Consider the following 13,615-nt stretch of genomic DNA (forward strand, 5'->3'; position numbering starts at 1 on the left):
TCGGTTAGTTGGAGACATACCCGGCGATCACCTGCATCAACTTGAAGGCCGTCGCCGCATCGTTTTCCACAACGGCCAGGAATTCCTCTTCCCCGACGCGCAGACAAGACAGCTCGGTCTCGGCGATCATGCTCAGCGCGCGGGGTTCTTTTCTGATCAAGCCCAACTCGCCAACCAGTGCACCGGCACCTACCTTGGTGATCAGTTGATCCGGCCCATCGGGTTGCGGCAGATACAGCCCTGCCTCACCTTGAAGGATTACATAAGCCCCATCGGTGGGCTGATCGTCTTTAAGAAAGACAATCTCTCCCGGTTTTGCCGCAAACCACTGCGCTCCAAAAGCCAACAGGCGCAATTGGCGCCTGTCCAACCCCGAGAACAACGGGGTCTGTTCGAGCGCGCGCAACTTGCGCGCCAGATCGGCTGAAGAGGCACCGTCTTCTTCCACGTCTGCGGGTCCTTCGTCCGAAACAACCCGGCCCTGGCGAATTTCGACAAACATGTCAAACGCCTGCGGGTTCTGAAACTGGTCATTCAAGTATATGACAGTCGTCTCTGGCAACAAAGCCCGCAGGTTCTTGTATACCGCCACCTGTGTTTCCATGTCATAGCTGGCCAACGCATTTTCCAGGATCAGGACATCGGGTTTTTTGATGGTGGCCCGGGTAAAGGCCAAAGGTTCAGCAAATACCGCAGGCAGGTTCTGGCCGCCCAGCGCCACGGGAACATCGTAGATCAATTCGACCACCAATGGCCGGGCGCCGTTTTCCGTCAGCACATCGACAATCGTTTTGCGAACCTCGTCCGAGCGCGCACCACCGATCTGGCTGACTTTGCCGAACAGGGCATTTTCCATAACCGTCAGCCCTGGCGCAAATTCGTTCATGTCCAAAGGGACAAACACATCATGCAACCGCTCCATCAGCTTTTCGGAGTGACTGGCCCGCAGCTCGAGAATTCGATTCTTCAATCCGTCCGTGAACGCGGGTCCGATCTGTTCGGCCGAGATGACAAAGGGGACGGCCAACAGGCTGGCCAACTGTTCATCATCCAGTCCCGACGCTCCCTCTTTCCTTGTGTGTTCCACAAGTTCAACCGCGGCTTCATAGGTCTGCACCTCCAGCCCCAGCTTGCGGAACAGCGGGTGATCGGTTCCGTCCAGCCCAAAGATCTGGCGCAACATGTCGATCACATCGCGGGTCAGTCCGATCAGGGTTTCGTCCAGTCCCAACTCGCGCAACTGACCCAGGAAAACTGTTTGCCGGGCCAGCAACTCCTGAGTGACCGGAACGCGCGGCGTGGCAAACAGCAGGTTTTCGACGACGGGCAATGCGGGATTGTAGGTGTCGCGGTCGAAAACCAGCGCCTGTTGCTCCAACCCGGCGTTCTGCACGGCCTGTTTCACGAGCGGGCGAAGCTCGACCAGTTTTCGAGCCAATTCCGGATGCTCGTCTGCATCAAATGCCTGTTCCGCACCGCGCAGGAACAGCGCGGTTCCGGACCCCATTCCGTCGATCAGTTGCAACCACCAGTCGCGCAGGTTTTCAGGACCCTCAAACCCGGCCAACGACGGATCCAGCCATTCGGCCCTGAAGGGATCGTCGCTGTTGCCGGCGCGCAAAGTCTCCGCGAAATCGGCGTCGTCAAGATTTTTGGACAGGGGCCTGATGCGCATCGGCATCATCACGTTATCGCCCAACGAACCCTGAAACATGACCGGCCGGGACGAAGCATAGCCAATGCGCGCGGCCACGACCGCCTGATGCAGCTCCGACAGGTTCTGGCCCCCTATTTCCACTCGCCCGGAGCTGGGCAGGATTTCACGGGTCAGCAAGTCGGCCAGCGCGCGCCGATCCTCTTCACTTGGGGCTGAGATACCTACGGTCTTACCGGCAGGAAAAGTCAGTTCCAGATCGTCTAATACGTGGTTGCCATCCATATCGCGAACCGAAACATGATCCAGAACGATGTCACCAGTCAGTCGAGGACGCGTTTCCGGATCACCTTCAAACAGCTTTTCGTCGACCATGCCGGATGGCGCGAAGCGTTCAACCACAACTTCCCAGCGCAGCGACATGTCCTGCGTCTGGTTGTAATAGGTCAGCAGTTCTTTCCAAGGAGAGCTCAGATCCTTGTAGGCCGCCAACGCCGCAACCAATGCGCCCAGCGAGACCGAGCCCTGCAGAACCAGTAGACCACCAACAAGATAGAACATGAAGGGCGTAAGTTGCGAAATGAAGTTGTTGATAAACTTCATAAAGAACTTTTTCTGGTAGATCTCGAACCGGATGCCGAACAACCGCCCCAACTGATCTGAAATCATGGCCCGACGATAGCGCCACCCACCGTTGGCGCGCAGGGTCGAGGCACCGGCCGCATTCTCGCCGATCTGAGCGGCCAGAACGCGCACTTCCTGAATACGTTTCTTGTTCAGCAGATTGATCTGACGTTGCAGGCGCGGGATCAGCCAGGCTTGCAATGGTATCAATGCAACAGCCGCAAGACCGAACCAGAAGCTTTGCAAAAACAGGAACGACAGGATTGTGATCATCTGCCCGGCTTGCAGGACAGGTTGGCTGATCGCATCGCCCATCAAACCACCCATCGGCTCGCTCTCGGCCGTGATCATCGATACCATCTCGCCCTGGCTGACCCGCTCGAAATACGGTTGCGGAAAACGAAGGGCGCGACTGATCAACTGATAGCGAAACCGACGCAACATCCGTTCGCTCAGCACGCCTTTCATCGTGTTGATACGCATTTTCATCAGGCCATGGGCCAGTACCGCGATTAGAAAGGCAAAGCACAGGATCATCAGGAACGTTGTCTGTTCCAGGCTGAACCCCCAGACATTCACGACGGGACTTGCGGCACCAATAGCATCGTTGATGATACGCTTGGGTAATTCCAACGTCAGGTAGAGCAGCGGAAACAGCGTGGAAGTCACGGCCAGCAGGATCAGCTGATCGCGTTTTGAGTACTTCCAGATAAACCGAAAAATCGTGCTTTCTATGGAACCTGCCCCTGCTTCTGTTCCGTCGCTTAAATCACTGATTTCGACGCGAATACAACGGTCCGAATTTACCGCAATCGTATCCAACGACGCAAATGAATTCCCGATTTACGCCAAATTTCCCTTGTGTGAACAAGTTCATTTGCGTGCAGCAGTTTTAACCCCTAGTCTTTGGTTCAGGACGATATCGGGAGGGTCCATTTGCCTGTTACAATAGGCACCGTGTTCCTGTTGCTCTGCCTGCTGCAGATCAAACACATGTTTGCCGACTACTATCTACAGACGCCCAAGATGCTTTCCGGGCGAGGCACATATCTCCATATGGGCCGGGCTCAGCATGCCGCGGTGCATGTCGTGGGGTCTGTCATTATTTTTGCTCTTTTTCGCGCGCCGGTTGAGTTTATTCTGATCATTGCGGCGCTTGAATGGATTGTTCATTTCCACATCGACTTTGCCAAAGCCAGCTATTCCGACAAGAAACAGCTACAGCCCAATCAGGCTGCTTTCTGGCGCGCGGCAGGGTTGGATCAGTGTCTGCACAATCTCACTTATATCGCCATGGCGTGGGCCTGGGCGACGTTTGCGGCTTGACGGTCAAGGCACAATCGGCCGATTGCGTTTGATCGTACGCAACACAACATTTGTCTGCGCGCTGGCGACGGCGGGCAGACGAAACAGGAAATCTTCCAAAAATTCGTTATAAGCCGCCAAATCTTGGCAAAGAACGCGCAGGTGATAATCGGCCTGCCCTGTCGTGGCATAGCATTCCTGCACTTCCGGGCTCACCTCCACCGCTCTGATAAAGTCGACAATCCTCTCCGGGTCGTGGCGGGTCAGGTGAACGTGGACGATGGCCTCGAATGCCAGCCCCATGGCGGGCGGATTAACCACTGCGCCATAACGTTCGATGATCCCCGCCTCTTCCAGCGCGCGCACCCTGCGCCACAGTGCCGAAGCGGACATGCCCACCCTGTCTGCCAAATCGGCGTTCGACATTCGGCTGTCCGTCTGAAGATGCTCCAGGATAAGGCGATCTCTGTCATCCAGCTGGCTCAATGTGGACGCTCCTTTCAAAATTCGCCTCACTACTGAACAGATTTTTCGTCAAACCTTCAATACCTAGTCAACCTTGGCACAATTTTCCACCGAAAGTGGGCTAGAATTCCCGGGTATCACAGGCAATCCGACGGAACTACGCGATGACCCACCCCAACCCTGCGCTGCGCACCTATCAACTTGAGGACCGATATACACAGACTGAAGGTCGCGTTTTCCTGACCGGCACTCAGGCTCTGGTCCGGATCATGATGGATCAGGCCCGACGTGACCGGAAGGCGGGCCTGAACACGGCCGGTTTTGTCTCGGGCTATCGCGGTTCCCCGCTGGGCGGTCTGGATCTGGAGCTGTGGCGGGCAAAGGATCGCCTGCAGACCGACCGCATCACCTTTATGCCAGCGGTGAATGAAGACCTGGGCGCAACCGCCGTACTGGGCGCCCAGCAAGCCACACTGGACCCACATTGCGAGGTCGAGGGCATTTTTTCCATGTGGTATGGAAAAGGGCCAGGTGTTGACCGCTCGGGTGACGCACTGAAACACGGAAACGCTTACGGGTCGGCCCCCAAAGGAGGGGTGCTGGTTGTGGCGGGCGACGACCATGGCTGCGTCAGCTCCTCGATGCCCCACCAGTCTGACGTGGCTTTCATGGCTTGGTTCATGCCGACGCTAAACCCCGCTTCGGTCGAGGAGTATCTGGAGTTTGGCGAATACGGTCTGGCACTGTCGCGGTTTTCAGGCACATGGGTCGGTTTCAAGGCAGTGTCTGAAACCGTGGAAAGCGCACGCTCCGTTGAACTGCGCCCGGACCGTCAATTCATCCTACCGCAGATTGAACTGCCGCCGAATGGATTGCACGTGCGCTCGGCCGATCTGCCATCGCCAGAAATCGAAACGCGCATTCAGCACAAGCTGCGCGCGGTCCGGGCTTTTGCCGAAGAAAACCCGATCGACCGGCGAATCTATGACATCGAGAACGCTAAGTTCGGGTTCGTCACCACGGGAAAAGGGCATCTCGATCTGATGGAGGCGCTACGTCTGCTGGGGTTAGACGAGGCCGCCTGCCGCCGCTTGGGCATTGACATCTACAAGGTCGGTATGGTCTGGCCACTGGCCCGCCGCAACGCGCTGCGCTTTGTGAAAGGCAAGGCCGAGGTGCTTGTCGTCGAAGAAAAGCGCGGGATTATCGAAAGCCAGTTCAAGGAATATTTCTACGACTGGCCCGGGGACAAGCCACACAAGATGGTCGGCAAATATGACAGCCATGGCGAACCGTTGATCCCCTGGACCGGTGAGCTGAGCCCTCTGATGTTGGCGCCGATCGTCGCCACGCGGCTGCACACCTTCTTCCCCGAGGAAGGGCTGCCTGCCAAGGCCAAAGCGCTGACCGGAACACCCCCCCAACTGATCAACGTACCGGGGGCCACGCGCACGCCGTATTTCTGTTCAGGCTGTCCGCACAACACGTCCACCAAAGTTCCTGAAGGCTCGACCGCAGCCAGCGGAATCGGGTGTCACGTTATGGCGTCATGGATGGACCGCGAAACCGCCGGCTATGCGCAGATGGGCGGTGAAGGGGTGCCGCATGTGGTCGCCTCGAAATTCAACGGCGGAAAGCACATCTTCCAGAATCTTGGCGAAGGAACCTGGTATCACTCGGGCTCGCTGGCGATCCGGCAGGCGGTCGCTGCAGGAACCAATATCACCTACAAAATCCTCTATAACGACGCCGTCGCCATGACCGGAGGGCAACCGGTCGATGGGCCGGTCAGCGTTCCGGGCATCGCCCAGACCTGCCGTGCCGAGGGCGTCGACCGGATCGCGGTGGTTTCGGATGACATAGGCAAATTTCGTCATGCGGACTTTCCGCAGAGGACTTCATTTCACGACCGCTCCGAACTGGATACCATGCAGCGCGAACTGCGCGACATACCCGGCGTTTCCGTCCTGATCTACGAACAAACCTGTGCCACCGAAAAACGCCGCCGCCGCAAGCGCGGCACGATGGCGGACCCGGACCGCTTCGTATGGATCAACGATCTGGTCTGCGAGGGGTGCGGGGATTGCTCCGTCGCCTCGAACTGTTTGAGTGTCGAACCGCGCGAAACACCCTTTGGCCGCAAACGCAAAATAAACCTCAGCACCTGCAACAAGGATTTCTCGTGCCTGAACGGGTTCTGCCCCAGCTTTGTTACCGTGGAAGGTGCCAAACGCCGGAAACAAGCCGTCTACCTTGATCTGAGCGATCTGGAGAGCGACCTGCCCGCCCCAGCGTTGCCAAATTTGGATCAGCCTTACGACCTGCTGGTCACCGGGGTTGGCGGAACCGGCGTTGTGACCGTCGGCGCCCTGATCACCATGGCAGCGCATCTTGAAGGCAAAGGAGCATCCGTTCTGGACTTTACCGGGTTTGCCCAGAAGTTTGGGACAGTCCTCAGCTATATTCGCCTCAGCGCGTCCCCGGATGCGCTGAATCAGGTTCGCATTGACACACGCGCCGCGGATGCCGTGATCGGATGTGACGTGGTGGTCAGCTCGGCGCCCAAGGCTTCGGCGCATTATCGCAAGGGTACGCAGATTGTGTTGAACCGGGCCGAGATGCCAACCGGGGATCTGGTTCTGCACCGCGATGCTCAGTTGAACGTATCCGCCCGAGAACAGGCGATTGAAAGCGTCGTGGGATCTGAAAACCTGTTGGGGTTTGATGCAAACCGGGCTGCTGAAACCCTTCTTGGGGATGCTGTTTTCGCCAACATGATCCTGCTGGGTTACGCATGGCAAATGGGTTTGGTTCCGGTGTCTCACAGCGCCTTGGGACAGGCAATTCTTTTGAACGGAGTTGCAGTTGAGAAAAACCGGCTTGCCGTAGCCATCGGGCGATGCCTTGCCGCTGATCCCGGCCGTCTGCCGGACGGTGTCGAGCCGCAAGACAAAGCCGAAACACTGGAACAGATGATTGCACGTCGCGAAGCCTTCCTGTGCGATTATCAGAATGCGGATTATGCGAAACGCTACACTGATCGAATTGCCACCCTGCGTGCTGCGCAGCCGCAAATCTCGGACCGCGTCATCGAAAGCATTGCTCGAAACCTGTTCCGGTTCATGGCTTACAAGGACGAATTCGAAGTCGCTCGTTTGCAGACTTCAGATGCTTTCACAGACGAGCTGAACCGCACATTCGATGGTGAATTCAAGACGAGATACCATTTCGCCCCGCCGCTGATGAGCTGGCGAAAAGACGCGCAAGGCCGACCGGTCAAATGGCAATTCGGACCCTGGTTCCGCCCCGTGTTGACGAGAATTGCCAGCGCCAAAGGGTTGCGTGGCAAGTTCTGGAACCCGTTCGGGTATCACTCCGAAGCGCGGCTGCACCGCAATATACTCGCTTGGTACGAAGACCTTTTGATCCGGCTGGAAACAGACTATTCCGCCCGGTCTGAGAAAAGCTGGCTGGATAGCCTGTCAGCAGCCGATCAGATTCGAGGTTACGGGCCTGTTCGAGCGTCCAGCTTTGAACAAGCCCGCAAAGCCACCGCCTAGCCCAGAACCGAGAAACTGCTATCCGTGTTGATCGGTCGTTTTCGGGAATAGAACCCGACATCGATTGTGCGCTTGATATAGGGCAACTCGAACTGCAGAGGCGCGGTGTCGTGGTCCTCCCCGCCTTCGCAATATTCTATGAGGGCCGCCATCATCTTGCCGGCAATCGGTGCGTTCTTGTATTGGTTCCCGCTTGTACCGCAAGCCATGTAAAACCCCGGCAGGCTGGATTTATCGTAAATCGGTATCCAGTCGGTTGATGCATCATACAGATCAACGACGCCGCGTGTTTTTGACGGGATGCCCAGGCTGGGCACGCGTTGCGCATACCGCATGGCTTGCGTCGTCCACTGGTCCGTGAAGTCGTGATTGTAGTTCCGATCATCCTCACACCACTGATGCGGATCGCACTCGGGATCCTCGGACCCGATCAGAATGTGGTTACCGTGTTCCGGCCTGCAATAAAGCGCGATGTCACTGTCCGAAACGATTGTACCCTGATGTTCAAAGTCAAAGCCTTCGGGCGCAGGAACGTGCACCACCTCCTGCCGCAAGGGGCGGGTTTCGATCGTCATGTCGCCCAGAACGCCCGCCATTTTGTTGACGATTGCAGACCCCGGGCCGGCAACGTTCACGACGATTTTGGCCTGAATCTCTTCGCCCGAATCCAGCTTGACACCGGACACACGGTCGTTCTGCGTCAGGATTTCGACCACTTCCGCACCTGTGCGCACTTCCGCGCCATGCGATTTGGCCGCATCCATCAGGTTTTGCGCCGACAGCGCCGGGTCCGTGACATATCCCGCTTTTGGCCAGAAGACAGCACCCTGTAAGTGGCCGCCGTTTGGTTGCCCGAATTCCGGGTCATCCACGCGTCGCGCGGGGGCATAGCTTTCCAGCGAATAGATCGGCAGGTGTTCGACGATTTTCTCTGGCGACCATTCCTCGAAGGGGCACTCCAAGGCCAAACTGTTTTGTTTGTGCTTTTCCAGCATTTCGTTGGCTTCAGTCTTCATCACCAGACAGCCCGTTTCACGAAACTGCGCCAGGTTGGCATCGTCTGGCAGACCCAGATAGTCCGCCCAGTCGCGCCAGTAGTGATATCCTTCCCATGCGAAGGCGGTGCCGTCGAAGGTAGAATAATGCATGCGAATGATGGCACAGGACCCGGCTGTCGACCCGTGTCCAATCTGAGTATTTCGATCCAGCGACAGGGTTTTCCATCCCTTCTTCGCCATCTCGAAGGCAATAGCTGCACCGATCACTCCGGTCCCGATGATGATTGCGTCAGGTTGGCTCATGATCTGTTCCTTCCCAAAACCGTTTTGCGTAATCGCTGAATTCTTCGATCTCTTCTGGCCGTGGCTCGACGCCGGTGAAGACATAAAGGTAGTGCGGAACCATCGACAACCGGATGGCCATCGGCTCGTTCAGCTGGGCCAGATCGTATCCGATCTGCATGTAGTACAGTACACGGGCGCGGGTTTCGGCCTCGGTCTCGTCATAGCCAAAACGGATGAACATGGCGCACAAGGCTGCCAAGCGCCGCGCATCCGACTGATCCAGCATTCTCCGCACCTTGCCGGACCGGCGTGCCCAATCGCGCACTGCGAAATCCAGCGCCGTATCGAACAGTTCGGTATTCACGACGCATCGCTGCACGTTACAAACCGCCGCCGTAATCGTATCTGCCGGTAACTCGGACTGGGCGATCAAGGCCGCCGTGTTGGTCGCCTGCCACCGGGCAAGCAACGCATCCAGCAATTCCTGCCGGGATTTGAAGTACCAGTAAAACGATGACCGGGAAACAGCCATCCGCTCGGCCAGGTTCATTACCTTGACCTGCTCGACCCCGTCCGAGATCAGCACGTCCATTGCCACGTTCAGCCAGTCATCCCGCGTGACCTTGATGTTACCGACCAAGGGCTCGGCCTCGGGATCATCACGGTGAAGGATCGGTTTGGTGCTCATTTAACTCTCCGGCGGCGCGCCGCCTTCTTCGGTGCGGCGAGCGATGAAGTCCTGCAACGCCCCAAGGCGACCCGCATCCTGATCGGGTGCTTCGAAGTTGGCCAGAATGTCTTTCCAAACCCCGGTTGCGCGATGATTTGCGTCGATCGCCCCGCGCTCGGTCCAGGTGCCGAAATTGGCATAGTCGTGCAAGTGCGGTTCGTAAAAAGCGGTGTTGTAGCGATCCATCGTCTGGCTGGTTGCAAAGAAATGGCCGCTGGGATCAACTTCGCTGAGGGCAGTATCGTACCCTATCTCGGCCGCGCTGGCCTGTGCCCCGGCGCAAAGCTCGGCCACCATATTTAGCACTTCGGCGTCGCAGATCATCTTTTCGAAGGACACAGTCAAACCACCCTCCAGCCAGCCAGCCGAGTGGATGATCACTGTCGCGCCCGCCATCAGGCAGCCCCAAAGCCCAAACTGGTTTTCGTTGGCGGCCTGCACGTCGTTGATGTTTGCGGCCGATCCCGCCGCTGAACGCCATGGCAGGCCCAAATGCCGGGCCAATTGGCCGGCTGCCAGCGACGCTTGAAAATGCGAAGGCGTGCCAAAGGCGGGCGCTCCCGATTTCATATCGACATTGCTGGTGAATGTCCCGTAGCAGACTGGCGCACCGGGGTTCGTCAGTTGGGTCAGCGTCAGCGCCGCAAGTGCTTCGGCATGAGACAACGTAATCGCACCGGCCACGGTTATCGGCGCCATCGCCCCCATCAGGGTGAAAGGCGTGATAATCGACATCTGGCCGTGCCGCGCAAAGTCGATCAGACCCTGCGCCATGGGGATATCCAATGTGCGCGGGCTGTTGGTGTTTATGATTGTGTAGCAATGCGGATTGGCGCGGAACTCATCAACTGTCAGCCCGCGCGCCATCGAAAGCATCTTGAAGCAATCCATTACCTGCGGCGTTCCGCGTGAGAAGAAAAATGGAAACTTGTCGGTCAACTCCATCTGCGCCTGCGTCGTGAAGTAGTGGCGCAGGTGGGTCGGTACGTCCTGTGGCTCGACCTGTGGCGAGATCATCTGGAACACGTCGAAATGATGAGTGAGTTTCAGGAATTCCAGATAATCCTGTCCACTTGCCGGGCGACGCCCGCGCTCCAGATCGGTCGCGTTCGGAGCCCCTGCCCCCGGCTGAAACACCAGACTGCCCAATTCCAGTGTGAAGTCCCTGCGCCGCGCTCCGGCCCTGCAAGCGATGGATTTCGGGGCCGAGGTCACCGCGGCCTCGACCATATCGCGCCCGATGAAGACCATTTCGCTGTCTTCATCCACCCGCGCGCCACCCTGAGCGTAGATTTTTCGTGCCTCCGGCAGCAGGACTTTGACCCCCAACTCCTGCAATGTTCGCAGCGCAGTTTCGTGCATGTCAGCGACTTGATCCGACGGGAACACTTCCATCAACGGGAAGGGGTTTCGCAACTGGCGATAGTTCACATCGCGGCTGGGCTGCGGAGCAGCTTCAGCGCCCCGCCCCCGCCGTCGTCGCCCTCGGTCCTGAGTCATCATGATCAGCCCCGCATCGCTTTGCCCTGAGGATCGTAAGGCGACGGAGCGATCACTCGCGCGGGGCGTTCAACACCCACCACGTGGACCGACAATTCGGTTCCCGGCGCGGCTTTGTCGCGGTCGATCAGAGCCATTGCCAGCGACTTGCCGGTATAATGTCCGTAGCCCCCCGAGGTAACAAAACCCACGCGTTCACCATTGGCCCAGACCGGCTCATACCCGCTGGCATCGGCATCCAACGCGTCGATTTCAAGCGTCGCCTGCACCTGAGCCGGGCCGTTGCCGTCACGTTCGGCCATTGCGGCTTCTTTGCCAACAAACTCCTTGTCCCAGTCTACCCAGCGATCCATGCCGGTCATACCCGGCGTGTAAAGCTGCGTGAATTCCGCTGACCAGATGCCAAAACTCTTCTCCAACCGCGTCGACAGCATCGCATTGAACCCGCATTCGCGGATTCCTTCCTCAACCCCGGCCTCCAACAATATCCGGCGCAGCTTGATGTGATCGCCATAGCGGCAGTTGATCTCGTATCCCTTTTCACCTGTCACTGACATGCGCGCGACACGAGCGCGGACGAGACCGATGTCAAAATCACCGCAGCCCATGAATTTCAGACCCGAGATATCCTGTTCCGCCAACTTCTCGATCACCGCCTGCGACTTCGGGCCAACAAGACCAAAGCCGCAGTATTCCTCACCCAGATCGCGGACAGTTACGCCATCCATCATGTGATCGTCGAACCAACGCATATGCCAGGCGCGCAGGTAGTAGCTGCCCATGATCCACCAGCTGCCATCACCCCAGTTGAGTACGGTCAGATCACCCTTGAGACGTCCGTTTTCGCCCAACATCGGCGCCAGCTTGGCCCGCCCCGGTGCAGGCAGTTTCGAGGCCATGACCTTATCCAACCAAGCCTCGGCGTTTGGACCCGAAACCTCGAAACGCGAAAAGCCCGAGATATCCAGCAGCCCAACGCCTTCGCGGATCACCTTGCATTCTTCGGCCACGATGTCATGCGCGTTTGACCGTTTCAGCGTTGGGGTTTCCTCGAACCCTTTCGGCGCGAAATAGAGCGGGACTTCCAGATCCCAGCTCACGCCCCACTTGCAGCCCGCCTCGGTCATTGCATCATGTGCCGGAGCCATTTTCAGCGGACGACCGGCGGGAAGTTGTTCGTTTGGGTATGTCATTACGAAACGGCGTGAATAGAACTGACCGGTCGTCTCGCGGATATACCGCTTGTTCTGAGCAAAATCGCCATAACGCGCAACATCCATCGGCCATGCGTCGGCTTCTGGCTCGCCATGGATCATCCATTCGGCCAGCGTTTTGCCCACGCCGCCACCTTGCAGGAAGCCCGCCATCACCGCACAGGCCGACCAGTAGCCGCGCTTGCCCGGCACCGGACCGACCAGTGGGTTACCGTCCGGCGAGAATGTAAACGCGCCGTTCACCCACGTCTTGATGCCCACATTCTGAATCGAAGGATAGCGTTCAAAGCCCAGCGTCAGTTCGTTCTCGATCCGGTCCAATTGTTCCTGAAACAGCTCTTCGCCATAGTTCCACGGCGCGCCGTCCATGGCCCAGTGCTCGTGGTCAACCTCATAAATCCCGACCAGAACACCCTTCTGGTCCTGCCGCATATAAGTGAAGCCTTCCAGGTCCACGGTCATCGGCATCTCGAATTCGGCCTCGGCCACCTCGGGCACGGTGTCGGTGATCAGATAGTGGTGTTTCAGCGGAGACACCGGCAGTTCCACCCCAGCCATGCGCCCAACCTGCTTGGCCCAGAGACCCGCCGCGTTGACCACATGCTCGCAGGTAATCGTGCCCCGGTCGGTCACCACCTGCCAGCCATCAGCAGTCTGGATCAGTTCTTCGACCTTGGTTTCCTCGTAGTATTCGGCCCCACGTTTCTTGGCTGCCGTTGCGTAGGCCTGCACCGTGCCAGTCGTGTCGATATACCCTTCACGATCGGCCCACATCGCGCCCAACACGCCATCGGTGGACATGATGGGGCAGCGTTTTTGCGCCTCTTGCGGTGTCAGTAACTCGCAGTCATCAATGCCGATGGACTGGAAGATGCGATAGTTCGCCTGCAACCACTCCCACCGCTCGGGCGTTCCGGCGAGCGTCAGGCCGCCCGTCATGTGCAAGCCGATATTCTGGCCCGACTCTTTCTCGATCTCGCTCAGCAGGTCGATGGTATAGGCCTGCAACGACGCCATGTTTGGATCGGCGTTCAGCGCATGGATGCCGCCTGCCGCGTGCCAAGACGACCCGGACGCCAATCGCCGCCGCTCAAGCATGACCACATCCGACCAGCCGAACTTGGCCAGATGATACAGGACCGAGGCGCCAACAACTCCGCCCCCGATGACCACGACACGATACTGGGATTTCATCCCAACCTCCCCTGAACAGAATCTGAGGAGACGCTAATAGCACTGTTCAGTTCTGTCTAGACATTTCTGTACAGTACAGGAGAAAC

At 57.9% G+C, this 13,615-nt stretch carries 8 protein-coding genes; 2 read left to right on the forward strand and 6 right to left on the reverse strand.

Going from position 1 to position 13,615, the window contains the following annotated elements:
* Window positions 1-4 precede the first annotated feature (4 nt).
* On the reverse strand, window positions 5-3,001 hold the full coding sequence (locus AC2TDJ_RS07835) for an ABC transporter transmembrane domain-containing protein (protein WP_480841439.1): 2,997 nt from the start codon (window positions 2,999-3,001) through the stop codon (window positions 5-7).
* Window positions 3,002-3,214: 213 nt separating this feature from the next.
* On the opposite strand from AC2TDJ_RS07835, the gene AC2TDJ_RS07840 reads away from it, so the two are divergent.
* Entirely contained in the window at window positions 3,215-3,604 is a 390-nt protein-coding gene (locus AC2TDJ_RS07840) for a DUF3307 domain-containing protein (protein ID WP_480840917.1), read from the forward strand.
* Window positions 3,605-3,607: 3 nt separating this feature from the next.
* Here AC2TDJ_RS07840 and AC2TDJ_RS07845 read toward each other — a convergent pair whose 3' ends face one another.
* Window positions 3,608-4,069 (reverse strand): Lrp/AsnC family transcriptional regulator, encoded by a 462-nt coding sequence (locus AC2TDJ_RS07845; RefSeq protein WP_480840919.1) that lies wholly within the window; start codon window positions 4,067-4,069, stop codon window positions 3,608-3,610.
* A gap of 143 nt (window positions 4,070-4,212) precedes the next feature.
* Between AC2TDJ_RS07845 and AC2TDJ_RS07850 the strand changes: the two genes are divergently transcribed.
* Entirely contained in the window at window positions 4,213-7,608 is a 3,396-nt protein-coding gene (locus AC2TDJ_RS07850; RefSeq protein ID WP_480840921.1) for an indolepyruvate ferredoxin oxidoreductase family protein, read from the forward strand.
* Here the strand turns inward: AC2TDJ_RS07850 and AC2TDJ_RS07855 are convergent.
* Genes AC2TDJ_RS07855 through AC2TDJ_RS07870 form a run of 4 tightly spaced genes read right to left on the reverse strand, consistent with a single transcriptional unit; the run spans window position 7,605 to window position 13,529 of the window.
* Entirely contained in the window at window positions 7,605-8,909 is a 1,305-nt protein-coding gene (locus AC2TDJ_RS07855; protein ID WP_480840923.1) for an NAD(P)/FAD-dependent oxidoreductase, read from the reverse strand. The two genes, AC2TDJ_RS07850 and AC2TDJ_RS07855, sit on opposite strands and share 4 nt — an antisense overlap.
* Window positions 8,896-9,579, reverse strand: a complete 684-nt coding sequence (locus AC2TDJ_RS07860) for a TetR/AcrR family transcriptional regulator (RefSeq protein ID WP_480840925.1) — start codon at window positions 9,577-9,579, stop codon at window positions 8,896-8,898. Before AC2TDJ_RS07860 ends, AC2TDJ_RS07855 begins: the two co-directional genes overlap by 14 nt.
* Window positions 9,580-11,121 (reverse strand): trimethylamine methyltransferase family protein, encoded by a 1,542-nt coding sequence (locus AC2TDJ_RS07865; protein ID WP_480841441.1) that lies wholly within the window; start codon window positions 11,119-11,121, stop codon window positions 9,580-9,582. It lies immediately after the preceding gene.
* A 5-nt stretch (window positions 11,122-11,126) separates the two neighbouring features.
* On the reverse strand, window positions 11,127-13,529 hold the full coding sequence (locus AC2TDJ_RS07870) for a GcvT family protein (RefSeq protein WP_480840927.1): 2,403 nt from the start codon (window positions 13,527-13,529) through the stop codon (window positions 11,127-11,129).
* Window positions 13,530-13,615: the final 86 nt, after the last annotated feature.

The sequence above is a fragment of the Ruegeria sp. HKCCD6647-2 genome (assembly GCF_057221075.1).

Coding starts and splice junctions, on each gene's coding strand:
- AC2TDJ_RS07860 (WP_480840925.1), bottom strand. CDS start 9,579: ATGAGCACCAAACCGATCCTTCACCGTGATGATCCCGAGGCCGAGCCC.
- AC2TDJ_RS07855 (WP_480840923.1), bottom strand. CDS start 8,909: ATGAGCCAACCTGACGCAATCATCATCGGGACCGGAGTGATCGGTGCA.
- AC2TDJ_RS07870 (WP_480840927.1), bottom strand. CDS start 13,529: ATGAAATCCCAGTATCGTGTCGTGGTCATCGGGGGCGGAGTTGTTGGC.
- AC2TDJ_RS07850 (WP_480840921.1), top strand. CDS start 4,213: ATGACCCACCCCAACCCTGCGCTGCGCACCTATCAACTTGAGGACCGA.
- AC2TDJ_RS07865 (WP_480841441.1), bottom strand. CDS start 11,121: ATGACTCAGGACCGAGGGCGACGACGGCGGGGGCGGGGCGCTGAAGCT.